Source organism: Streptomyces sp. DSM 120436 (assembly GCF_055778765.1).
Genome location: NZ_JBSKBS010000001.1, coordinates 787,221 through 810,047, shown reverse-complemented (window position 1 = coordinate 810,047; position 22,827 = coordinate 787,221). Strand labels below are relative to the sequence as shown.

22 protein-coding genes and 1 tRNA gene are annotated in these 22,827 nt (G+C 73.2%); 15 read left to right on the top strand and 8 right to left on the bottom strand.

Features of this window, described 5'->3' with window-relative positions:
- Positions 1-6 precede the first annotated feature (6 nt).
- The 3 genes from ACWH4W_RS03560 to ACWH4W_RS03550 all read left to right on the top strand — a co-directional run bounded on the left by ACWH4W_RS03560 (position 7) and on the right by ACWH4W_RS03550 (position 2,185).
- Positions 7-660: a GNAT family N-acetyltransferase gene (locus tag ACWH4W_RS03560; protein ID WP_473077403.1), complete on the top strand. Its 654-nt coding sequence runs from the start codon at positions 7-9 to the stop codon at positions 658-660.
- A gap of 173 nt (positions 661-833) precedes the next feature.
- Positions 834-2,051 (top strand): divisome protein SepX/GlpR, encoded by a 1,218-nt coding sequence (sepX, locus tag ACWH4W_RS03555; RefSeq protein ID WP_473074390.1) that lies wholly within the window; start codon positions 834-836, stop codon positions 2,049-2,051.
- A 60-nt stretch (positions 2,052-2,111) separates the two neighbouring features.
- Positions 2,112-2,185, top strand: a tRNA-Ala gene (locus ACWH4W_RS03550).
- A gap of 55 nt (positions 2,186-2,240) precedes the next feature.
- Here the strand turns inward: ACWH4W_RS03550 and ACWH4W_RS03545 are convergent.
- Entirely contained in the window at positions 2,241-2,933 is a 693-nt protein-coding gene (locus tag ACWH4W_RS03545; RefSeq protein WP_473074389.1) for a hypothetical protein, read from the bottom strand.
- 178 nt (positions 2,934-3,111) lie between these two features.
- Positions 3,112-3,408, bottom strand: coding sequence for a GntR family transcriptional regulator (locus ACWH4W_RS03540; RefSeq protein ID WP_473074388.1), 297 nt, complete (start codon positions 3,406-3,408; stop codon positions 3,112-3,114).
- 163 nt (positions 3,409-3,571) lie between these two features.
- Between ACWH4W_RS03540 and ACWH4W_RS03535 the strand changes: the two genes are divergently transcribed.
- On the top strand, positions 3,572-3,907 hold the full coding sequence (locus tag ACWH4W_RS03535) for a hypothetical protein (protein ID WP_473074387.1): 336 nt from the start codon (positions 3,572-3,574) through the stop codon (positions 3,905-3,907).
- Positions 3,907-4,269 (top strand): hypothetical protein, encoded by a 363-nt coding sequence (locus ACWH4W_RS03530; protein WP_473074386.1) that lies wholly within the window; start codon positions 3,907-3,909, stop codon positions 4,267-4,269. The genes ACWH4W_RS03535 and ACWH4W_RS03530 overlap by 1 nt, the downstream gene beginning before the upstream one ends.
- Before the next feature lie 66 nt (positions 4,270-4,335).
- On the opposite strand, the gene ACWH4W_RS03525 is transcribed toward ACWH4W_RS03530, so the two are convergent.
- Positions 4,336-4,815, bottom strand: coding sequence for a GNAT family N-acetyltransferase (locus ACWH4W_RS03525; protein ID WP_473074385.1), 480 nt, complete (start codon positions 4,813-4,815; stop codon positions 4,336-4,338).
- Positions 4,816-4,866: 51 nt separating this feature from the next.
- On the opposite strand from ACWH4W_RS03525, the gene ACWH4W_RS03520 reads away from it, so the two are divergent.
- On the top strand, positions 4,867-5,667 hold the full coding sequence (locus tag ACWH4W_RS03520) for an exodeoxyribonuclease III (RefSeq protein ID WP_473074384.1): 801 nt from the start codon (positions 4,867-4,869) through the stop codon (positions 5,665-5,667).
- Positions 5,668-5,761: 94 nt separating this feature from the next.
- On the opposite strand, the gene pdxR is transcribed toward ACWH4W_RS03520, so the two are convergent.
- Positions 5,762-7,198: a MocR-like pyridoxine biosynthesis transcription factor PdxR gene (pdxR, locus tag ACWH4W_RS03515; protein WP_473074383.1), complete on the bottom strand. Its 1,437-nt coding sequence runs from the start codon at positions 7,196-7,198 to the stop codon at positions 5,762-5,764.
- A 177-nt stretch (positions 7,199-7,375) separates the two neighbouring features.
- Between pdxR and ACWH4W_RS03510 the strand changes: the two genes are divergently transcribed.
- Entirely contained in the window at positions 7,376-7,882 is a 507-nt protein-coding gene (locus ACWH4W_RS03510) for a cupin domain-containing protein (protein WP_473074382.1), read from the top strand.
- 39 nt (positions 7,883-7,921) lie between these two features.
- On the opposite strand, the gene ACWH4W_RS03505 is transcribed toward ACWH4W_RS03510, so the two are convergent.
- On the bottom strand, positions 7,922-8,542 hold the full coding sequence (locus ACWH4W_RS03505) for a MerR family transcriptional regulator (protein WP_473077402.1): 621 nt from the start codon (positions 8,540-8,542) through the stop codon (positions 7,922-7,924).
- 176 nt (positions 8,543-8,718) lie between these two features.
- Here ACWH4W_RS03505 and ACWH4W_RS03500 point away from each other — a divergent pair, with 176 nt between their 5' ends.
- The 4 genes from ACWH4W_RS03500 to ACWH4W_RS03485 all read left to right on the top strand — a co-directional run bounded on the left by ACWH4W_RS03500 (position 8,719) and on the right by ACWH4W_RS03485 (position 12,303).
- Entirely contained in the window at positions 8,719-10,236 is a 1,518-nt protein-coding gene (locus ACWH4W_RS03500; RefSeq protein WP_473074381.1) for a flavin-containing monooxygenase, read from the top strand.
- On the top strand, positions 10,233-11,171 hold the full coding sequence (locus ACWH4W_RS03495) for an alpha/beta fold hydrolase (protein ID WP_473074380.1): 939 nt from the start codon (positions 10,233-10,235) through the stop codon (positions 11,169-11,171). Before ACWH4W_RS03500 ends, ACWH4W_RS03495 begins: the two co-directional genes overlap by 4 nt.
- Positions 11,168-12,052, top strand: coding sequence for an SDR family oxidoreductase (locus tag ACWH4W_RS03490; RefSeq protein ID WP_473074379.1), 885 nt, complete (start codon positions 11,168-11,170; stop codon positions 12,050-12,052). The genes ACWH4W_RS03495 and ACWH4W_RS03490 overlap by 4 nt, the downstream gene beginning before the upstream one ends.
- A 74-nt stretch (positions 12,053-12,126) precedes the next feature.
- The gene (locus ACWH4W_RS03485; RefSeq protein WP_167743360.1) at positions 12,127-12,303 is read left to right on the top strand and encodes a hypothetical protein; all 177 of its coding nucleotides are present in this window, start codon (positions 12,127-12,129) and stop codon (positions 12,301-12,303) included.
- 76 nt (positions 12,304-12,379) lie between these two features.
- Here ACWH4W_RS03485 and ACWH4W_RS03480 read toward each other — a convergent pair whose 3' ends face one another.
- Positions 12,380-15,682, bottom strand: coding sequence for a S41 family peptidase (locus tag ACWH4W_RS03480; RefSeq protein ID WP_473074378.1), 3,303 nt, complete (start codon positions 15,680-15,682; stop codon positions 12,380-12,382).
- A gap of 173 nt (positions 15,683-15,855) precedes the next feature.
- Between ACWH4W_RS03480 and ACWH4W_RS03475 the strand changes: the two genes are divergently transcribed.
- The 3 genes from ACWH4W_RS03475 to ACWH4W_RS03465 all read left to right on the top strand — a co-directional run bounded on the left by ACWH4W_RS03475 (position 15,856) and on the right by ACWH4W_RS03465 (position 19,334).
- A complete protein-coding gene (locus tag ACWH4W_RS03475; RefSeq protein WP_473074377.1) occupies positions 15,856-16,458 on the top strand; it encodes a TetR/AcrR family transcriptional regulator in 603 nt (200 codons plus the stop codon).
- Positions 16,459-16,588: 130 nt separating this feature from the next.
- A complete protein-coding gene (locus ACWH4W_RS03470) occupies positions 16,589-18,805 on the top strand; it encodes an MMPL family transporter (protein WP_473074376.1) in 2,217 nt (738 codons plus the stop codon).
- 253 nt (positions 18,806-19,058) lie between these two features.
- Positions 19,059-19,334, top strand: a complete 276-nt coding sequence (locus tag ACWH4W_RS03465) for a DUF1876 domain-containing protein (protein WP_106413814.1) — start codon at positions 19,059-19,061, stop codon at positions 19,332-19,334.
- Positions 19,335-19,344: 10 nt separating this feature from the next.
- On the opposite strand, the gene ACWH4W_RS03460 is transcribed toward ACWH4W_RS03465, so the two are convergent.
- Entirely contained in the window at positions 19,345-20,523 is a 1,179-nt protein-coding gene (locus ACWH4W_RS03460) for a serine hydrolase domain-containing protein (RefSeq protein ID WP_473074375.1), read from the bottom strand.
- 223 nt (positions 20,524-20,746) lie between these two features.
- On the opposite strand from ACWH4W_RS03460, the gene ACWH4W_RS03455 reads away from it, so the two are divergent.
- Entirely contained in the window at positions 20,747-21,109 is a 363-nt protein-coding gene (locus ACWH4W_RS03455; RefSeq protein ID WP_473074374.1) for an SsgA family sporulation/cell division regulator, read from the top strand.
- A 40-nt stretch (positions 21,110-21,149) separates the two neighbouring features.
- Here the strand turns inward: ACWH4W_RS03455 and ACWH4W_RS03450 are convergent, their stop codons facing one another.
- Positions 21,150-22,811 (bottom strand): penicillin-binding transpeptidase domain-containing protein, encoded by a 1,662-nt coding sequence (locus tag ACWH4W_RS03450; protein ID WP_473074373.1) that lies wholly within the window; start codon positions 22,809-22,811, stop codon positions 21,150-21,152.
- Positions 22,812-22,827: the final 16 nt, after the last annotated feature.

Here is a 22,827-nt window from a genome sequence, read left to right as displayed (position 1 = left end):
GAACTGGTGGACGGCGACATCGTCCTCCGGCCGATAAAGCTGCGCGACCAGAAGGCCTGGCGCGAGGTGAACCGCCGCAACCGCGACTGGCTGCGCCCCTGGGAGGCGACCATCCCGCCGCCCACGCCCAGCGGCCCGGTCACCCACCGCCCCACCTACCGGCAGATGGTGCGCCACCTGCGCTCCGAGGCGAAGGCGGGCCGCATGCTGCCGTTCGTCATCGAGTACCAGGGCCGCCTCGTCGGTCAGTTGACGGTCGCCGGGATCACCTGGGGCTCGATGTGCTCCGGGCACGTCGGCTACTGGGTGGACGAGGCCGTGGCCGGACGGGGCGTGGTGCCGACGGCCGTGGCGATGACCGTCGACCACTGTTTCCGCACCGTCGGACTGCACCGCGTCGAGGTGTGCATTCGCCCCGAGAACGGGCCGAGCCGCCGGGTCGTGGAGAAACTCGGATTCCGCGCGGAAGGGCTGCGTCCGCGCTATCTCCACATCGACGGCGCGTGGCGCGACCATCTCGTGTTCGCGCTCACCGCGGAAGAAGTCCCCGACGGCCTGCTCGCCCGCTGGCGCCGTACCCGCGCGCAGGAGCGGTCCCGCCATGAGCTGCCCGGACACGAACGGCGTGACCGGGGAATCCCGCACGGCCCCGGTAATTGAATATACGTTCGAATTACGTCGCGGGACGACCGGCTGCGAGCCGGCAATTACCGTGTTCCGGCCCCTGTCTGATCGCGTCCATCACAAGAAAAGTTCGAAATATCAGCCAGATCGTGCGACACACCGGCCCAATTGGCCTATGGCCCCGTGCGAACCCCTCTACGGTGTGAGACGTGAGCAGCAGCGGCCTCATCTACGCAGTCATCGTCGGGGCCTGGGCCGCCTACTTGGTGCCGATGTGGCTCCGTAGGCAGGACGAGCTGAACGAGGCACGTCCGACGGAACGCTTCAGCACCGCCATCCGACTGCTGTCCGGACGGGCGGGGATGGAGCGCCGGTACGCCAAGGACCTGCGGGCGCGCTCCGCCGACGAGGGGGAGCAGAGCGTCCACGACCCGGATGCGATCACCGACTCGGTGGACGTCCGGGCCTTCGCCGTGTCCCAGACCCGCCCGCAGACCCAGGTACCCGTGCCGGCCCCGCATGGGGAACAGCCGGAACCCGCCGAACCGCACACGGCCGAGGCGGTCGCCACGCGAGGCGAACCGGCCGCCGCACAGAGGCCGGCCGCACAGGACCGCGTCCCCGCCGCGCGCCGCGCCCCGGACGCCGCCCGCCGGGACCGCACCGCGCAGGCCGCCGCCGAGCGCGCCCGGCGCTCGCAGGTGCTCGCGCGCCGCCGCCGCACCACCACGATGCTGTTCCTCGCCTTCACGGTCGGCGCGATCGTCGCCGCGGTCGGCGGGCTGGCGTTCCTGTGGGCGCCCGGCGTGCCCGCCGTGCTGCTCAGCGCCTACATCGCCTACCTGCGCTCCCAGGAGCGCCGCCGGTTCGCCTACCAGATGGACCGCCGCCAGGCCGAGGCCGCCGCGCGGCGGCTGCGCGAGCGGCGGCCCCGCCGCCGTCCCGCCGTCGACGAGACCGACCCGGACGAACCGGAGGACCCGGAAGCGGGCGCCGACACCGACCCCGGCCTGTCCGCGCTCGCCGCGGACCGGCGTGCGCTGGTCGAGCAGACCGACCACGCCGAATGGGTCGACCAGCAGCGCGAGCGCAGCCGGCGCCCCGGCCAGGGCGGCGACAGCTGGGACCCGGTCCCCGTCCCGCTGCCCACGTACGTGACGGCCCCGGTCGCCCCGCGCGCCTCCGGCGAGGTCGACCTCGGCGCCCCGGACGCCTGGAGCTCCGCCCGCTCCAGCGCCGTACCGGTGGACGGGACGCAGGCGGCGGCCGAGGAGCCGCAGCCGCCGGCGGCCGACGACCAGGACACCGGCGACGGCCGCAACGACGCCCGCCGCGCCGCCTCCGCCCGCCGCTCCCGCGAGCGCGGCCGCACCCCGCTCTTCGACCAGTACGAGGACGGCGACCGCCCCAAGGCCGCGAACGAGTAGCACCCGGACATCGGATTTTTGAGCACCCCGATCGGGATGCTAAAGTTTCACTCGTTGCAAGGGCCTGTGGCGCAGTCCGGTAGCGCACCTCGTTCGCATCGAGGGGGCCAGGGGTTCAAATCCCCTCAGGTCCACGCAACGAAGCCCCGGCCGGGTTCACCCGGCCGGGGCTTCGACTTGTTCCGGCTGTCAGTCGATGCCGGTCATGTCCAGCACCTTGGCCTCGTCCGGAGGCCGTATGTCCAACGGCTCGTCGAAGGCGCTGAAGGACGTGGTGACGACCCGCTCGTCGTCCTTGTAGACGACCCTGAGGATGTACGGCTTGCTCTCGGCGGCGATGGAGAAGGTGAAGGAGCCGTCCTCGCCGTCGGCCACCTCCAGCGAGGTCGCCGCTATCCCGCCGACCTCGGTCTGCCCGCCCTTCTCGTCCGCCTCGCCGAACGAGGCGAACTCGTACGTGCACTGCGCGAGCCCGTCACCCGGCTCCGACTCGCTCGCAGGGGTCTTGACCCAGCGCTCCTGCTCGCCCGCACCGGACATCTGCCGCCCCGACTCCTCCAGGTAGGCCCGGTTCGGGCGCACGTAGTCCGACCCGTCGATCCGGATCTGCTCCAGGCGGGAACCCGAGGGCCCGTTCGAGGTGAACCTGCACGTGTCCTCGAGGTCGGTCACGAGGCGGGTGGACAGCTCCCCGTCCTCGGTCGTCCTGTTGACGATGTCGACGGTCACCGATGTCAGCGCGTTCATCGCGGCGTTCGCGTCGTCGAGCAGCTGATCGGCGGAGCGCGACTTTGCCGCGCCGTCGTCGGAACAGCCGGTCACGGCGACTCCCGTCACCAGGCACACCAGAGCCGCTGTCACAGCGGCCGGGATCTTTCGCATGAGGCCCCCTCGGATGAGAAACGGACGATCATGCTATGTGACCTGGACGGATGCCTCACGGGACGCCAACTGCGGCCTTCGCTCCCTGCTTTGGGCACGCCGGCGCCGCGTCCGATGCGCCGTGCGGTGCTGAACAAGGGCCGCCGAGCAACAGCGGTACAGCAGTGAAACGGGATCGTCAGCCGGCGGTCCCGTCTTCGTTTGCCGGTGCATTGCTGGAGGGTGCTTCAGGGCGTACGAACGTCCCCTTGATGGGAACAGTGATGACCAGTCCTTGGTCGCGTAGGTCACGGACGGCTCGACGGATGGTGTTGACGGCTACGCCGTACTGCTCCGCGAGGTCGCGTTCAGCAGGGAGACGTGCGCCCGCGGGGAGCCGCCCGGTGCGGATCTGCTCAGCGATGTGGTGCACGACCTGTAGATACACGTAGACATGACTCGTTGGGTCGGGTCTCCACTCACGCTCCTCAGCCATGGATGCACGCTAAGGCGGGGAAAAGCAGCCCACCACGTATGGGTGCAACCGCATGCTTCCTATTGCTACCTAACGCATCCTGCTGCAAGGTGGAGAACAAGAGACCCCGGCGAGGTGATCCAGACCTCCCGGGGCGCGGCCCACGCTACGAAGGAGCGTCGACATGCACGACCTTATCCGCCGCCCCGCCCATCGGCTGGGCCTTCTCCTCGGTCCCGGCACCGGAATCCACCGCGCAGGCGCCCCCCGCCCCGCGTACCTCACCGCCGGTCCCGCCCCCGCAGCCGACTCCGTCCGCCTCCCCCTCCACCGCTCCCCGTACTGCCTGCACCTCCCCCTCGACGGCGCGGACTCCCGGCTCGTCCGCCCCTACCTCACCGCCCACGAACAGGAACGCGCACGTCAGCGGCGTCGCCGCAGGGCCACCCTCGTCCTCGCCACCGACTTCGGGATCGACCTCGACCAGCTCACCACCGGCGCGGGAAGGGTGGCCGCCTGATGGAGTCGTACGCCTCGCTCCGGCTGCTGCCCTGGTCCACGCCGGACGGAAAGCCCTGCTTCCTCGCCGAGGGCGAGGACGGATACGTCTCGCGGCTGGCCGACGAAATGGAGGCTCAGCAACTCGCCGACGGCCTGGACGTGCTCGAGCGCGCCCGGCACGTGCTGGAGGACCCGCTGTCCCCGCACGTCGAGGTGCGGTACGGCGCCATCCGGCTCACCGAGTGCCTCGCCGACGCCCTGCGGATCGCGGAGTCCCGGGGGCGACGTCTGCCCCGGCCCGCCGCCGGAGGCGACGACCACGACGTCACCACGCCCGGTGACGACCCCGGGGGCGCCCCCACCCCGGAGCGGTCCTCCTGACCGGCGTCCCCACCGCCCCGCTCCGTACGCGGCCTGAAGTCCGGTGAGGCACGCCCCCGGTACCCCTCACCTCAGCTTCTTGGCGTAGCAGCGGCTGGACTCGTGGAAGCGGTAGTAGCCGAACTTCTCGCAGGGCTCGTAGCCGCTGGAGGTGTAGAGGGCGATGGCCTCCGGCTGCTTGGTGCCGGTCTCCAGGACCATGCGGACGCGGCCGGCGGCGCGGGCGTCCTCCTCCAGGGCGGCGAGGATGCGGCGGGCGAGGCCGCGGCCGCGCATCTGCTCGACGACGTACATGCGCTTCAGTTCCGCGTCGCCGTCGCGGTTGCCCTCGCCGTTGGCGTCCTGGACGCGCCAGCCGCCGGAGGCGACCGGGACGCCCAGTTCGTCGTAGGCGATCAGGTAGACGCCGTTGGGGGGCCGGAAGTCCGCGGGGTCCATGGGGGTTTCGTCGCCGCCGTCGCCGTAGCGGACGGCATATTCGGCCTGGACCTCTGCGTCCAGTTTCACGGCGTCGGGGTGGTCGTAGGGGACCCGGCGGATTTCCATGACGAACACCGTAAAACATGCCCGGACCTGCGCGTGCCGTATCGTGCCCTGGTGCTCACTGTGACCTCTGTCAACGTCAACGGACTCCGCGCCGCCGCCAGGAAGGGCTTCGTGGAGTGGCTCGCCGGTACCTCCGCCGATGTGCTGTGCCTCCAGGAGGTGCGGGCCGAGGCGGCGCAGCTCCCGGAGACGGTGCGGGAGCCCGAGGGCTGGCACGTGGTGCACGCGCCGGCCGCCGCGAAGGGGCGCGCGGGCGTCTCGCTGTACACCCGGCGCGAGCCCGAGCGGGTCCGGGTCGGGTTCGGCTCGGCGGAGTTCGACGGCAGCGGGCGGTACGTCGAGGCGGACCTGCCCGGTGTGACCGTCGCCTCCCTGTACCTGCCGTCCGGCGAGGTCGGCACGGAGCGGCAGGACGAGAAGGTCCGCTTCATGGACGAGTTCCTGGCGTACCTGAAGGAGCTGCGGGAGAAGGCCGCCGCCGACGGGCGCGAGGTCGTGGTCTGCGGCGACTGGAACATCGCGCACGAGCAGGCCGACCTGAGGAACTGGCGCGGCAACACCAAGAACTCCGGCTTCCTGCCCGAGGAGCGGGAGTGGCTCTCCCGCGTCCTCGACCCGGCCGAGGGCGGCTACGTCGACGTGGTGCGGGCCCTGCACCCGGACGTCGACGGGCCGTACTCGTGGTGGTCGTACCGGGGGCGGGCCTTTGACAATGACGCCGGATGGCGCATCGACTACCAGATGACGACCCCGGGCCTCGCGGACCGCGCGGTGAAGGCGTACGTGGAGCGGGCGGCCACGCACGCCGAGCGCTGGTCGGACCACGCGCCGGTGACGGTGGTGTACGCGTAGACGCCCCACGGGCGACGAGCCGCCGGGCACGCGGGCCCGCGCGTGGCCCCGCCAAGCGTGCGGCCGCCCTGGGGCGCCCGGGCGGCCGTGGCCGTCACCCCCCGCCCGGCGGGGGAGGCAAGATGCCGCAGAGGGCGTCGAACGCCGCTTTGAGACCGTGGTCGGGAGGCGCGGCATAGCCGACGACCAGGCCGTCGCGGGCGGGCATGGTGGCGTCCGGGTGCCGGAAACCGGCGAGTGAGTCCACCGCGACGCGCTGCCGGGCCGCGGCCTCGGCCACGGACCGCTCGGTGCCGGGCGGCAGGTCCAGCACCGCGTGCAGGCCCGCGGCGACGCCCGTGGGCGCGATGTGCGGCGTCCGGCGGGCGAGGAGCGCGACCAGACGGTCCCTTCGGTCCCGGTAACGCTGCCGGGTCCGGCGGATGTGACGGTCGTAGTGGCCCGACTCGATGAAATCGGCGAGGGTCAGCTGGTCAGTGACCCCCGCCCACGCCTCGCGCTCCCCCTTGACGCGCAGCACGGGCTCCACCAGGTGCTCCGGCAGCACCATCCAGCCCAGTCTCAGCGCGGGGGAGAGGCTCTTGCTGAGCGAGCCCAGGTACACGACGTGCTGCGGGTCGAGTCCCTGGACGGCGCCCACCGGCTCCCGGTCGTAACGGAACTCCCCGTCGTAGTCGTCCTCCAGCAGCACGCCCCCGGCCGTGCGCGCCCAGTCCACCGCGGCGGCCCGCCGCTCGGGGCGGAGTGCTCCCCCGGTGGGGAACTGGTGGGCGGGGGTGAGCAGGGCCGCCCGTACCCCCTTCAGGGTGGACAACTCCTCGGTGCGCGCGCCGTGTTCGTCGAGCGTCAGGGGCACGGTCCGGACCCGTGCCGCCGCCAGGAGCGACCGGTGGAACGGCAGCCCGTAGGACTCCACGGCCAGAGGGCCGCGCACCACCTTGCCGTCGAAGAGCAGGCGCAGGGCGTGCGCGACGCCGGAGCACACGACGATCGCCCCGGGGCGTGCGCGGACGCCCCGGACACGGGACAGGTATCCGGCGAGGGCGCGCCGCAGCTCCGGCCGTCCGCGGGGATCACCGGGCCCGAACGCCTCGTGGGGCGCGGCGTTCAGCGCCCGCCGGGCGGAGGCCAGCCAGGCCGCACGGGGGAAGGAGGCGACGTCGGGCAGTCCCTGCCGCAGGTCGTGGGCGGGTGGTTCCGGGGAGGCCGGCACGGGTTCGGGAACGCGCGGGGGAGCGGCCGGCCTCGCTCCGGGGGCCACCCGGGTCCCCGACCCCTGACGGGCGACCAGCCAGCCCTCGGCGACGAGTTCGGCGTAGGTCTCGGCGACGGTGTTGCGGGCCAGTCCGAGGTCGGCGGCGAGCGACCGGTAGGGAGGGAGCCGGGTGCCCGGTGCCAGTCGTCCCTCCCTGATCGCCTCACGCAGCGCACGGCCGAGCACGGCGCGGCGGCTGCCGCCTCCGGCCGGGTCCAGGTCCAGATGGAGGTCGTTGCCGGTGCGCCCGGCGTGATTGACCCATGAATCCGTCACGGGAATGCACCCTACGCGGGGTCATTGTGACGCCTAGCGTGGTGGTCACGGGGAACGGGGCCCGGCGCGACGCCGGGGGCCCGGCGCGACGCCGGGGGCCCGGCGCCGGCCCGCAGGGGCCCGCGCGGTGCCGCTCCCCGTTGCCGCACCGCCCCGACCACGCCCGAGGAGAACCCTGTGTCCGAGAACGCCGCGCACACGTCCGCCCGTCCCGTCCTCGTCCGCGCCGACTCCGCCGAGACGCTGCAGGACGGGGCCGCCAGTCTCATCACCCTGCTCGCCGACTCCGACGGGACCCAGGGAGCGCTGACGGCCAACCGGGCCACCTTGCGCAAGGGCTCTCCCGGCGCGCCCGCCCACTTCCACACCAGGGCGACCGAGGTGTTCTTCGTGCTCGGCGGCAGCCTGCGCGTGCTGCTGGGCGACCGGATCGTCACCCTGGAGGCGGGCGACTTCGTGACGGTGCCGCCGCGGCTGCCGCACGCCTTCGCCCCGGCCCGGGGCGAGGAGGCCGACGTGCTGGTCGCCTTCACCCCCGGCATGGACCGCTTCGACTACTACCGCCTGCTGGAGCGCGTCCACCGGGGCGAGGCCACCGTCGAGGACATCAAGGCCAGTTCCGAGCGGTACGACAACCACTACTGCGCCAGCCCCCTCTGGCAGGCGGAGACGGCCGGGGTCTGACCGGCCGCCGGGAAGGCTCCCCCCGGCCTTCGGCGCGGCTCAGTCGCGCTGGGGCAGCCTCCGGTCCAGCGCCAGCGACAGCTCCGCGTCCACCACGCTGCGGGCCAGCGGGCGCAGGCGGTGGAGGGCCTCCTGCGGGGCGTGGCGCAGGATCAGGCCGGCGAAGAGGTCGGCCAGCGCGTCGGCGTGGGTGCGGACCTCCGCGCCGGCGCGGAGCACCTCGCCGAGCGGGATGCCCTCGCGGACCAGTGCGGACGACACCTCCAGCAGGCGGCGGCTGATGTGGACGATCTCCTCGCCGTCGACGCCGAGGTAGCCGAGGTCCAGGGCGGCGGCCAGGTTCTCGGGGGTGACCTCGCCCGCGAAGTGGTCGGCGAGCTCCTCGGGGGTCAGGCGGACCGGGGTCTCCTCGGTGGGGGCCTCCATGCCGAGCAGGTCGCCGACGTCGCGCCCGTTGTCGAAGGCCTCGGCCAGCTCGGCTATGCCGTTCAGCGTGTGGCCGCGCTCCAGCAGCGCGGTGATGGTGCGCAGCCGGGCCAGGTGGTGGTCGTCGTACCAGGCGATGCGGCCCTCGCGGCGCGGTGGCGGGATCAGTTTCCGCTCGCGGTAGAAGCGGAGCGTGCGCACGGTGATGCCGGCGAGCCGCGCCAGCTCCTCCATGCGGTACTCGCGCCGCTGCGTGGGTTCCTCGCTGTCGTCTGCCACACCTGAACCCTAGGTCGTACCGACGGTAACTTTCCTCGCGCACCCCCTACCCATGAGTACGGCACTGCTCTACGCTCCCCATTGCGCCAGTGTTCACTGGCATGGTCGGAGCGATGCGCGGAGGCTTTGGGATGGCCGAGCACGAGCATGTACGGGTCGCGGTGATCGGGTCGGGTTTCGGCGGACTCGGGGCCGCCGTACGGCTGCGCCGTGAGGGGATCACCGACTTCGTCGTCCTGGAACGGGCCGGCAGCGTCGGCGGCACCTGGCGCGACAACAGTTACCCCGGGTGCGCCTGCGACGTGCCCTCGCACCTGTACTCCTTCTCCTTCGCACCCAACCCCGACTGGCCGCGCTCCTTCTCCGGCCAGGAGCACATCCGCGCCTACCTGGAGCACGTCACCGACGTCTTCGGGCTGCGCCCGCACCTCCGCTTCCACGCGGAGGTGAAGCGGATGACGTGGGACGCCGAGCGGCTGCGCTGGGACATCGAGACCACCGGCGGGAACTGGAGCGCGGACGTCGTCGTCTCCGCCACCGGGCCGCTGTCCGAGCCCAAGCTGCCGGACGTCCCCGGCCTCGACGCCTTCCCCGGCAAGGTGTTCCACTCCGCCCGCTGGGACCACGACTACGACCTGCGTGGCAAGCGCGTCGCCGTGATCGGCACCGGCGCCTCCGCGATCCAGATCGTCCCGGCGATCCAGCCGCAGGTGGACCGGCTCACCCTGTTCCAGCGCACCCCCGCCTGGGTCCTGCCCCGCATGGACCGGCCCATCGGCGCCGCCGAGCGCGCCGTGCACCGGGCGCTGCCCGTCACCGCCAAGCTGCGCCGCGGGGTGCTCTGGGGCATCCGGGAGCTGCAGGTCCAGGCGTTCACCAAGCACCCGGGCGAGCTCGGCTTCGTCGAGCAGCTCGCCAAGCGGAACATGGCGCGGGCGATCAAGGACCCGGCGCTGCGCGCCAAGCTCACCCCGGACTACCGCATCGGCTGCAAGCGGATCCTGCTGTCCAGCACGTACTACCCGGCGCTCGCGCAGTCCAACGTGGACGTCGTCGCGAGCGGGCTGAGCGAGGTGCGCGGCTCCACCCTGGTGGCCGCCGACGGCACCGAGGCCGAGGCCGACGCGATCGTGTTCGGCACCGGCTTCCACGTCACCGACATGCCGATCGCCGAGCGGGTCGTCGGCCCCGGGGGCAGGACCCTCGCCGAGTCCTGGGCGGGCGGCATGCAGGCGCTGCGCGGCGCCTCCGCGGCCGGGTTCCCCAACTGGATGACGATCATCGGCCCCAACACCGGCCTCGGGAACTCCTCGATGATCCTGATGATCGAGTCCCAGCTCACCTACATGGCCGACTACCTGCGTCAGCTCGACGTCCTCGGGGGCCGGGTCGCCCTCGACGCCCGCCCGAGCGCGGTGCGCGCCTGGAACCACCGGGTGCAGGAGCGGATGAAGCGCACGGTGTGGAACACCGGCGGCTGCACCAGCTGGTACCTCGACGCGAGCGGCCGCAACACCACCATCTGGCCCGGCACCACCGCCGAGTTCCGGCGCGCCACCCGACGCGTCGACCTCGCCGAGTACACCGTGCTGCGCGCCCCGGCGGAGCGTCCAAAGGCCGGCGCGGAGAGCGCGGAGGTGGCCGCGTGAGCCGTATCACCCCCGTCACCACCGGGCGTTACGCGCCGCCCGCCCCGGCGCGCGAGCTGACCGCCGTCTCCGCCGACGGCGCCCCGCTCCACGTCGAGGCGCACGGCCCCGAGGGCGCGCCCGCCGTCGTCCTCGCGCACGGCTGGACCTGCTCGACCGCGTTCTGGGCCGCGCAGATCCGTGAACTCGCCGCGGACCACCGGGTGATCGCCTACGACCAGCGCGGTCACGGGCGCACCCCGGCGAGCCCCGCGTGCGGCACGGACGCGCTCGCCGACGACCTCGAGGCCGTGCTCACCGCCACCCTCGCCCCCGGCGAACGGGCCGTGGTCGCCGGGCACTCCATGGGCGGCATGACGGTGCTGGCCGCCGCCGGCCGGCCCGCGTTCCGCGAGCACGCCGCCGCCGTCCTGCTGTGCAGCACCGGCAGCGGACGGCTGGTCGCCGAGTCGACCGTGCTGCCGCTGCGGCCGGGCCGGCCGCGGACCTGGCTGACCGCGCGCATCCTGGGCAGCGGCCTCCCGCTGGGCCCGGTCACGCCCACCGCCCGCCGCATCCTCAAGTACGCGACCATGGGCCCCGCTTCGGCGCCGGACATGGTGGAGGCCTGCGCCCGCATCGTGCACGCCTGCCCGCGCACGGTGCGCCACGCCTGGTCGCACGTGCTCGCCGGCCTCGACCTCGACGACGCCGTACGCGAGGTGAGGGTGCCGGCACAGATCGTCGTCGGCACCGCCGACCGGCTCACCCCGCCCGTGCACGCCCGCGCGCTCGCCGCCGCGCTGCCCGACTGCCGCGGCGTCACCGAACTGCCCGGCGTCGGCCACATGACGCCCGTCGAGGCGCCCGACCTGGTCACCGCGCGGATCCGGGACCTCGTCGCCGCCCACGTGAGTGCCCGACAGCCCGCCGTACCCGTCGAGGAGAGCGCATGAGCAGGGTCAGTCTCGAAGGCAAGGTCGCCGTCGTCACCGGGGCGGCGCGCGGGGTCGGGGAGCTGCTGGCCCGCAAACTCTCCGCGCGCGGTGTGAAGGTGGCGCTGGTCGGTCTGGAGCCGGACGCGCTGAAGGACGTCTCCGCCCGGCTGCACAGCGACAGCGACCACTGGTATGCGGACGTCACCGACCACGAGGCGATGACGCGGGTCGCCGGGGAGGTGCGGGAGCGGTTCGGCCGGGTGGACATCGTGGTCGCCAACGCCGGTGTGGCGACGGGCGGTCCGTTCACCGAGTCCGACCCGGACGCCTGGCGGCGGGTGATCGAGGTCAACCTCGTCGGGTCCGCCGTCACCGCGCGGGCGTTCCTGCCGCTGCTCACCGAGACCCGCGGCTACCTGCTGCAGATCGCTTCCCTCGCCGCGATCACCCCGGCGCCGATGATGACGGCCTACTGCGCCTCCAAGTCCGGTGTGGAGGCGTACGCGCACGCGCTGCGCGCCGAAGTGGGGCACCAGGGCGTGAAGGTGGGCGTCGGCTACCTGTCGTGGACGGACACCGACATGGTGCGCGGCGCCGACCAGGACGACGTCATGCGGGAGTTGAGGCAGCGGCTGCCGTGGCCGGCCAACAAGACCTACCCGCTGGGGCCCGCCGTGGACCGGCTGGTCGCCGGCATCGAGCGGCGCGCCGGACACGTCTACGGACAGGGCTGGCTGCGCGGCATGCAGGGCGTCCGCGGCTACCTGCCCGCCCTCATAGGCACCGTGGGACAACGGGAGATGAAGCGGTTCGCGGGCCGGCTCGACGGTCTGCGCATCGGGCTGGTCGGAGCGGGCGGCAACGCCGACGAACAGCACCGCGCTACGGTCCGTGACTGATCGACATGCGCAGGGTGACCCCCCGTGTGAATCTGGTCGGGCAAGTTCCCCACCCACAACGGGAGTGAACCCACATGGGTATGAAGGACCAGATGCAGGAGAAGGCCGGGCAGTTCCAGCAGCAGGCCAAGCAGCGCGCCCAGCAGGGCAAGGAGCAGCTGCAGAACCGCGGCCGCCGTCGGGACGACGAGACGGACCCGCAGCGCCGCCGCGAGTCCGAGGAGCGTTTCGACCAGGACCGCGAGGTCTGACGCTCGCGCACCCGGACAGTGACGTGCCGTAGGAGGGGGTGCCCCTGGCGAAGGGGGCACCCCCTTTCTCCTGTCCTCAGCCGCTCCGCGGCGGCAGCGCGGGACGGGACCGGTCGGGCACGTCGCCGTATCCGGGCGGCGAGGCGGGTGGTTCGGCCTCCAGCGCCTCCAGGGCGAGCCGTACGGCGTCGTCCAGGACCGCGTGCCGGCCCTCGGCCCAGTCCAGCGGGGTGCGCAGCGCCTCCAGGTCGGGGTCGACGCCCCGGTTCTCCACGGACCAGCCGTACGCGTCGAACCAGGCCGCGTTCATCGGCACCGTGATCACCGTGCCGTCGCCGAGCCGGTGCCGGCCGGTCATGCCGACCACCCCGCCCCAGGTGCGCTGCCCCACCACGGGCCCCAGCCTCAGCAGTTTGAACGCAGCGGTGATCATGTCGCCGTCGGAACTGGTCGCCTCGTCCGCCAGCGCGACGACCGGTCCGCGCGGCGCGTGGGAGGCGTACGACACGGGCTGGGCGTCGCGGGTGAGGTCCCAGCCGATGATGGTGCGGGTCAGCTTCTCCACCACGAGTTCGCTGATGTGCCCGCCCGCGTTGCCGCGCACGTCCACGATGAGCGCGGGCCGGGACATCTCCCTGCGCACGTCCCGGTTGAACTGCGCCCAGCCGGATCCGCCCATGTCGGGGATGTGCAGGTACCCGCAGCGACCACCGCTCAACTCCCGCACGACGGCGCGTCGTTTGGCGACCCAGTACTGGTAGCGCAGGGGTGTCTCGTCGGCCAGCGGGACGACCGCCACCCGCCGGGGCGGGCCCTCGCCCGAAGAGGAGGGACCCGAAGGGCCTTCCTCGGGAGGGCGGTGGGTGCCGGGCGGGACGAAGGTCAGCTCCACGGTCGTGCCGCCCGCCGCCGCGAGCAGCGGGTAGGGGCCGGTGACCGGGTCCACCGGGCGGCCGTCGACATGGGTGAGGACCGCGCCCTCGCGGACGCCGGCGCCGGCCAGCGGGGAGCGGGCGCGGGAGTCGGAGGAGTCGCCGGGCAGGATCCGCTTCACCGTCCATCCCGCCTCGCGCGGCACCAGATCGGCGCCGAGCAGCCCCTGGCGGCGCTGGTAGTGCGGGGGGCCCTCGTTGCGGCGGGCGGCGGTGACGTAGGCGTGCGAGGTGCCCAGTTCGCCGAGGACCTCGCGCAGCAGGTCGGCGAACTCGTCGGGGGAGGCGACCCGTTCGACCAGCGGACGGTACTGCTCCAGCACGCCGTCCCAGTCGATGCCGCACATGCCCGGGTCCCAGAAGTAGGCGCGGATCAGCCGCCCCGCCTCCGCGTACGCCTGGCGCCACTCGGCCGCCGGGTCGGCCTCGTGCTTGATGCGGCGCAGGTCGATCCACACGGTGGAGTCGCCGTCGCCCGGCTCGGTGGCGGGCACCGCGCGCAGCTCGCCCTCGTCGGCCACGACCAGCCGGGTGCCGTCGCCGCTCACCGCGAAGAAGTCGAGGTGGGTGACGAGGTCGGACCTCTTGGCCCGGGGGATGTCGAAGTACTCCAGGGTGGGCCGGCCGGTGGTGTCGTCGGGGTGGGCGAACGTCTCGCCGAGCGCGCCCGAGATCGGCCAGCGCAGCCACACCAGCCCGCAGCCCGCGACCGGGTACAGCCCCGAGTACTTGGAGGCGGCCACCGGGAAGGGCGTCACCCTGCTCTCCAGGCCCTCCGCCTCCACGGTGACCGTGCCGCCCTCCTCGGTCTCCTCCTGCTCCACCGGGTCCAGGCCCCCGGCGGCCGGACGGCCCTCGGGGTTCAGCGCGAACGGCGAGGGCGTCGCCGAGGACAGCGGCACCAGGTACGGGCGGCAGCCCAGCGGGAAGGACAGGTCGCCGGTGTGCACGTCGTACACCGGGTCGAAGCCGCGCCAGGACAGGAACGCCAGATAGCGGCCGTCGCGGGTGAAGACCGGGTTCTCGTCCTCGAAGCGGCCGTCGGTGACGTCGAGGACCAGCCGGTCCTTGATCCGGGCGAGTTTGATCTGCCGCAGCGACCGCCCGATCACCGGGTGGGACCAGGCCAGCCAGGCCCCGTCGGGGGAGAAGGCGAGGTCGCGCGCCGGGCCGTTGCCGGAGTGGATCAGCTCGGTGACCTCCTCGGCCGTCCCGTCCGTCGCCTCGTCGGTGTCCACCAGCAGCAGCCGCCCGTCGTGCGTGGCGACCGCGAGCCGCCGCCCCTCGGGGTCGGCGGCCGTCTCCAGCACCCGGCCCAGTTTCCCGGCGGCCAGCCGCCGGTGCGGGCGGTGGCCGGTCGCCCGGGGCAGCGAGGCGATCTCCACGGCGTCCTCGCCCTCGGCGTCCGTGACGTAGGCGACCTGGCCGCCCGCGCCGAGCATCTCCGGCAGCCGCACCCGCACGCCCGGGGTGTCGGTCAGGGCGCGGGCGGGGCCGTCGCGGTGGGTGAGCCAGTACAGGCTGCCGCGCACGACGACGGCGCTGGCGCGGCCGGTCTCGTCGACGGACAGGCCGTCCAGGTGCTGGGCGGCGGGCACCTGGTACGGGCGGCGGCCGGAGCGCGGGCCGCTCAGCCGCACGTCGAGGCGGCGCGGCTTCGATCCGGGGGACAGGTCGTCCACGATCCACAGGTCGCCGGCGCACTGGTAGACGATCCGGGTGCCGTCGGTGGACGCGTGCCGGGCGTAGAAGGCGTCGTGGTCGGTGTGGCGGCGCAGGTCGGTGCCGTCGTACGCGCAGGAGTAGAGGTTGCCGATGCCCTCGTGGTCGGAGAGGAAGGCGATCCGGCCGCCGGCGAACACGGGGGAGTGGAGATGGCCGTCGATCCCCTCCAGCAGGCGGTGCCCGTGCAGCCACAGCCGGCCGGTGGCGCCGCCCCGGTAGCGCTTCCAGGACGCCGGTTCGTGCGGCGGGGCGCCGGTGAGCAGCAGCGACCTGCGCTCGCCCGCGAGGTCGGCGACCTGGATGTCGGAGACCGGCCCCCAGGGCAGCTTGCGTCCGGGGCTGCCGTCGAGGCCCAGCTTGTAGGCCCAGGTGAAGTAGGAGAAGGGCTCGCCGTGCGAGGTGACGGCGAGGATCGCGGCGTGCCCCTGCTCGTCGGGCGGGGCCCAGCCGCAGACCCGGGTGTCGGAGCTGCCCCAGTACGTCAGCCGCCGGCCGGGTCCGCCGTCCACCGGCACCAGGTGCACCTCGGGGTCCAGGGTGCGCCAGCTCGTGTACGCGAGGTGGCGGCCGTCGGGGGAGAAGCGGGGGTGGCCGAGCTTGGTGCGGTCGGCGGTGAGCCGCCAGGCGCGGCCCGGCCCGTCCAGCGGGGCGAGCCAGAGGTCGTCCTCCGCCACGAAGCACAGCAGGTCGTCCTTGAGGTGCGGCAGACGCAGATAAGTCACCCTCCCCATGCTTTTCCGGGGGACGGACCGCAGCAACTTATGCGGGACCGACAACCGTGACGCAGAACACGAACGAAACCGTGCCGTTTCGTTAGCGGATCGGGGTACCTTCTTCTTGTACGAAACCGTGTCGTTTCTTTGACGCGGCGGGACCGAGCGGAAAGGTGGCCGGCATGAGCGACATCGCGACGTCACGTCGCAGCCGGATCACCCCCGAGCGCGAGGCCGGCCTGTACCGGGCCGTGCTCGACCTGCTCCGTGAGGTCGGCTACGACGCCCTCACCATGGACGCCGTGGCCGCCCGCACCCGGTCCAGCAAGGCCACGCTCTACCGCCAGTGGGGCGGCAAGGCCGAACTGGTCGTCCGGGCGATGCGCAGCCAGAAACCGGGCAGCACCGCCGACGTGGACACCGGGTCCCTGAGAAGTGACCTGCACACCATCATCGGCCGCGAGGACGACTGCGTCATGGCGCAGAACGTCGCCCTCATGCGGGCCCTCGCCATGGCGGTGCACCAGAACGACGACCTCCTTCGGGCGTTCCGCGAGCTGCTGGTGGAGCCGGAGATCGAGGAGTTCCGCCGGATCGTCGACCGCGCGATCGAACGGGGCGAGGTCCGCGCGGACAATCCGGCGCTGGACTACACCGTGCACATGCTCGTCGGCGCGTTCGCCACGCGGACGCTGATCGACGAGCAGCCGCCCACGCAGGCGTTCCTCACCTCGTACATCGACGCCGTGGTACTCCCCGCCCTCGGAGTCGCCCCACCCCACTGACCGCCCCACCGCCAGCCACCACCTGACGTCACCTCCCCCATAGCCCGTAGGGCATGGGTGGTACCCCCAGCGTCGTCGGGCTGAACCGTCCTGCCCTGAAGCAACCACGACTGACCGGGAGTACGCCCTCGTGGCCACATTCCTCTACCGACTCGGCCGGTTCTCCTTCCGGAAACGGCACTTCGTCGCCCTCTTCTGGGTGGCGCTGCTGGCGCTCGCGGGCGTCGGCGCGGCCGGCGCGCCCGCGGCCGGCACCTCCTCCTTCTCCATCCCCGGCACCGAGGCCCAGAAGGCCTTCGACCTGCTGGAGGAACGCTTCCCCGGCGCCAACGCCGACGGAGCCACCGCCCGTGTCGTCTTCAAGGCGCCCGACGGCGAGAAGGTGACCGACCCCGACAACAAGGCGGCGGTCCAGGAGACCGTCGGCACACTGTCCGACGGCGCCGAGGTCGCCCAGGTCACCGACCCGTACCGGACCGGCGGCGTCAGCCGGGACGGCACGATCGCCTACACCTCGGTGACCTACGAGGTCTCCGGCATGGAGCTGGAGGAGTCGTCCCGCGAGGCGCTGAAGGCCGCCGGGGAGGACGCCCGTGACTCCGGGCTGACCGTCGAGATCGGCGGCGACGCCCTCCAGGCCATACCCGAGACCGGCACCGCGGAGATCATCGGCATCGGCGTCGCCGCGGTCGTGCTGGTCATCACCCTCGGCTCGCTGCTCGCCGCCGGGCTGCCGCTGCTCACCGCCATCGTCGGCGTCGGCATCGGCGTGGCCACCATCACCGCGCTGGCCAGCACGCTCGACCTGGGCTCCACCACCTCCATCCTGGCCTCGATGATCGGTCTCGCGGTCGGCATCGACTACGCCCTGTTCGTGGTCTCCCGCTACCGCGCCGAACTGGCCGAGGGACGCGGGCGCGAGGAGGCGGCCGGACGCGCCGTGGGCACCGCCGGCTCCGCGGTGGTCTTCGCCGGCCTGACCGTCATCATCGCCCTGGTGGGCCTGACCGTCGTCAACATCCCGATGCTGACGAAGATGGGCATCGCCGCCGCCGGCACGGTCGCCGTCGCGGTCCTCATCGCCCTCACCCTCATCCCCGCCGTGCTCGGCTACGCGGGCCGCCGCATCCGCCCCGCGGGCGAGAAGAGCAAGCTGCTCGGCGGCGGCCGCGCCGGGGACAAGGCGGACCGCCCCAACATGGGCACCCGCTGGGCGAGCTTCGTCGTCCGCCGTCCGCTGGCCGTGCTGCTGCTCGGCGTGGTCGGCCTCGGCGCCGCCGCGGTCCCGGCCGGCTCCCTGGAGCTGGGCCTGCCCGACGACGGCTCCCAGCCGACGTCCACCACCCAGCGCCGCGCCTACGACCTGCTCTCCGAGGGCTTCGGCCCCGGCTTCAACGGCCCGCTGATGGTCGTGGTCGACGCCAAGGGCAGCGACGACCCGCAGGCCGTGTTCCAGCAGGCCGGCGAGGACATCAAGGCCCTCGACAACGTCGTGACCGTCGCCCCGGCGGCCCCCAACAAGGCCGGCGACACCGCGACGATCACCGTGATCCCGGACGCCAAGCCGTCCTCGGTCACCACCGAGGACCTGGTGCACGACATCCGTGCCGCGGGCGCCGACCTCAAGGCCGACAGCGGCGCCGAGGTCCTCGTCACCGGCGCCACGGCGATGAACATCGACGTCTCGCAGAAGCTCAACGACGCGCTGGTGCCGTACCTGGTGCTGGTGGTCGGGCTCGCGTTCCTGCTGCTGATCGTGGTGTTCCGTTCGATCCTGGTCCCGCTGAAGGCGGCCCTCGGCTTCCTGCTCTCCGTGCTGGGGGCCCTCGGCGCGGTCGTCGCGGTCTACCAGTGGGGCTGGCTGTCCGGCCTGATGGGCGTCGAGGAGACCGGCCCGATCATGTCGATGATGCCGCTCTTCATGGTCGGCGTGGTCTTCGGACTGGCCATGGACTACGAGGTCTTCCTCGTGACCCGCATCCGCGAGGCCCACATCCACGGCGAGAAGCCGAGCCAGGCGGTGGTCACCGGATTCCGGTACAGCGCCCGGGTGGTGACCGCCGCGGCGATCATCATGATCGCGGTGTTCTCCGGGTTCATCGGGTCCAGCGACTCCATGGTCAAGATGATCGGCTTCGGCCTCGCGACCGCCGTCCTCTTCGACGCGTTCGTGGTCCGCATGGCCATCGTCCCGGCCGTCCTGGCGCTGCTCGGCGACAAGGCCTGGTGGCTGCCGAAGTGGATGGACCGCGCCCTGCCCAACGTGGACGTCGAGGGCGAGAGCCTCGCCGCGCACGACGGCGCGGCGGGCAAGGACGACGAGGACAAGGAACTCGTCCGCGCCTGACGGCACGGACGGTCACGACCAGCCGGTGAGGGCTCCGTGGGGACGGGGCGCCCTCACCGGCTTCCTCGTTCCGTCCGCCGCACGGGACGAGGTCGCGGGCCGGCCGCGGGCCGCGCCATCGGCCGCGTGCCCCCTTCGGGCCGTGGCCGTGCGCGAACGCGAGCTGTGACGCCGCGGGCGCGGGGGAGGGCGCGTGCGGCACGCGGGCGGAGGGCGCACCCTGGAACCAGAGGAAAACCGGAGGTGATCCGTCATGATGCACACCGCAGTGGGATGGCACGTGGAGCTGGAGTTCATGGAGGACGACCAGCACACCCGCGCGGCCGCGATGGTCCGGCTGCCCGACGGGTCCGAGGTGCGCGCCCACGGGCACGCGTCCCGGCACTACACCGACGCCAATCAGCCGCGGGTCGGGGAGGAGATCGCCGGCGCCCGGGCCCTGAACGAGCTCGCCATGCAGATGCTCGACAAGGCGCACCGCGAGATCGACGACGCGTCCGGCCGCGTCTCCCACCCGATCCACGTCTAGGAACGCGCGTCTAGGAACGCGCGACGCACCCCCGCACCGCGCGGATCAGCGCCTGGGCCCTGGGGTCCGCCGTCACCGTCCTGCGGAAGCCGTTGGTGACGTAGCCGAAGGCGACGCCGGACTCCGGGTCGGCGAAGCCGAGGGAGCCGCCGCGGCCGGGGTGGCCGAAGGAGCCCGGGGCCAGGAAGGGGGAGGCGGTGCCGTGCAGCATGTAGCCGAGCCCGAAGCGGGTGCCCACCACCAGGACCCGGTCGGGGCCCGCGGACTCCTCGGCGCGGGCGCGCTCCACCGTGGCCGGGGCGAGCAGGCGCACGCCGTCGACCGGACCGACGAGCGACGCGTAGAAGCGGGCCAGCCCGTCCGCCGTCGCGATGCCGTTCGCGGCGGGCAGGGCGGCCGCGTGGAACGCCGGGTCGTTCTGGTCCGGGGACGGTTCGATCGCGGCGAAGGCGCGGCGGGTGAGGGAGGCCGGGTCGGCGTAGGCGGCGGTGACCGACCGCTTGGGCCGGGCGCGCAGCGCCCCTGACGGCTCGGGCGCCTCGATCCTGCCGACCCGGCCGACGCGGTGCGCCTCGGCGTCCGGGAGACCGACCCACAGATCGAGGCCCAGCGGGGCGGCGATCTCGGTCGCCGTCCAGTCGCCGGCGCCCCGGCCCGTCACCCGGCGCACCAGCTCGTCCACCAGCCAGCCGTACGTCAGCGCGTGGTAGCCGTGGTCCGTGCCCGGCTCCCACACCGGGGCCTGCGCGGCGACCGCCAGGGCGGCGCGCCGCGGGTCGGCCGCCTCGGCGAGGCTCAGCGGACGGTCCAGCACCGGCAGTCCCGCCCGGTGCCCGAGGACGTGCCGGACCAGCACGCCCTCCTTGCCGTGCGCCTTGAACTCCGGCCAGTACCGGCCGACCGGCGCGTCCAGGTCCAGCAGCCCGCGCTCGTGCAGCATCAGCAGCGCGGCGGCCGCGACGCCCTTGGTGGCCGACCGGACGACCTGGGCGGTGTCCCGCCGCCAGGGTCCGTCGCCGTCGACGTCCTTGGTCCCGGCCCACAGGTCCACGACCCGGTGCCCGTCCCGGTACACGGCGAGCGCCGCCCCCCGCTCCCCGAGCCGCTCGAAGTTCCGGGCGAACGCCTCCCGGACCGGTTCGTACCCGTCGGCCACCGTGCCGTGCACGTCGACGTCCGTGTCTTCCACGTACGGTCGTTCCTTCCACTCGCCTGCGACAGTGGGTGCAACCACGCCGCCGCGCCTGCGATTCCAGGGCGCGGCGCGCTCGTCACCCACGGGCGGACGGCACCGGTACGCCGCTCGGAAGCACAAATTCCGGTTTGGGTGCACGATGGACGGGGGCGGGTAGGCGAACCGGTAAGCCCGGGGAGCCTTGACGGGCGCACGACGCAGCGTAAGGGGCCCACCGATGTCCGTGATCGAGCAGTACGCGCGCGTCCACATCGTGACGGACGCGGCCCCCCTGCCGGAGAGCCACAGGGCCATCCCCGTGGTGCTGCGGTACGACCCCGAGGCCGACCCCCGTCAGGTGCGGGTCGCCCTGCCCGGGGCGGTGCCCCGCGAGTGGGTCGTCGAACGGGACCTGCTGGAAAGCGGCCTCACCGCGCCCGTGGACCGCGGCGGCACACGGGTGTGGCCGTGCGGCCGGGCGCAGACGGTCGTGGAGTTCCACAGCGGCCGGGGCCACTCGGTCGTCGAGTTCGACACCAGGACCCTGACCCGCTTCCTCCGCCTCACCCGCGTGCCGGCGGCCCAGCCGGTCCCCCACTGACCGGCCGGTTCCCCACCGGGACCCACACCGTCCGGCTCCCTCAGCCGCCCGCCTTCAGCAGGGTCGCCACGATCGGGCCCGCCGTGGAGCCGCCGTGGCCGGCGGACTGGACGACGGCCGCCGCCGCCAGGTCGCCGCGGTAGGCGGTGAACCAGCCGTTGGGCTTCTTCTGACCGTCCACCTCGGCCGACCCCGTCTTGGCGCCCCGCTCACCGTCCACCCCGGCCATCGCCTCCGCGGCGGTGCCGCTGGTCGCGGTGTACGCCATCAGCTCCCGTACCTGCGCCAGCGTTTCGGCGGACAGCGTGCGCGGCGCCTTCGCGAGCTGCCGCCCGTCCACCTCCGGCGACACCAGGTACGGCTGGTGGAACACCCCCGCCTTCACCGTCGCCGACACCGACGCCATGTTCAGCGGGTTCATCCGCACCCCGCCCTGGCCTATCAGCGACGCGGCCATCGGGGCCTTCGACTGCACGGGCACCGAGCCGTCGAAGGTGGACACACCGACCTGCCAGTCGTTCCGGCCGAGGCCGTAGTAGTCCCGGGCGTGCTCGGTGAGGTCGTCGTCCTCCAGCTCCGGGGCCTGGCTGATGAAGGCGGTGTTGCAGGAGCGGGCGAAGCTCGCGCGGAACGTGCCGTCCTTGATCTGGAACTTGTCGAGGTTCTGGAACTTCCAGCCGCCGTAGCTGAAGTACTTGGGGCACGGGTGCTTCTTGTCCATGGACGCGAGGCCCTTCTCGATCAGCATCGAGGAGGTGACCACCTTCATGGTGGAGCCCGGCGCCAGCGACCCCTGGAAGGCGACGTTGAAGCCGCGCGAGGAGTTCGCCACCGCGAGTATCTCGCCGGTCGACGGCCGCAGCACCACCACCGACGCCCGCTTCCGCTTCGCCACCTCGGCCTCGGCGACCGCCTGCAGGGACGGGTTCAGCGTGGTCCTCACCGTGCCCGGCGTGCCCTCGCTCAGCTCCAGCAGGGTCGTGTCGGACAGCTCCGCCTTCTTCGACTCCTCGCCGCGCACCACGCGCAGCTCCACGCCGGCCCGGCCGCCCGCCTTCTCGCCGTACTTCGTGCGCAGCCCGTCCAGCACGGACCCGAGGGACGGGTACGCCGCCGTGGTCAGCTCGCCGCCGTCGCGGTCCAGCGCCTTCACCGGCGGGGTGCCCGCCTCACCGGTGACCAGCCTGTCGCCCTCCCTGAGCTCCGGGTGCAGCACGGACGGCCGCCAGTCGACGCGCGGCTCCCCGTCCCCGGCCCGGCGCACCACGTGCAGCGTGCTGTCGTACGCCAGCGGCTTCGACAACCGCTCGTACGACACCGTGCCCTTGACGGAGAAGGTGACCGTGTCCTGGGCGGGGGCGCCCGGGGTGAGGGCGAGGCCGCGGACGCGGGCGTCCTTGACGTACGAGGTGAGCGCCGCCCTGGCGGCCGCCGGGTCGTCGGTCGCGGCGGCGGCCTCGGCGATCTGGCCGGACTGCCAGGCGGTCAGGAACCGCTCGGCGGCGGCGGCGACCTCGTCGGCCGACAACGGCCCCGACTTCACGGTCTCCGCCCGCGTGCTGGTGTCCCCGCCGTCCCGGCCGGCGCCGCCGACGAGTGCGTACGCGCCGTAGCCGGCACCGCCCATGACCACGGCCATCGCCACGCCGATCACGACCGGCCTGACACTCCGCCGGTCCCCGGCGCGCCCTCTGTTCCCCACTGCTGTCCGTTCCTCC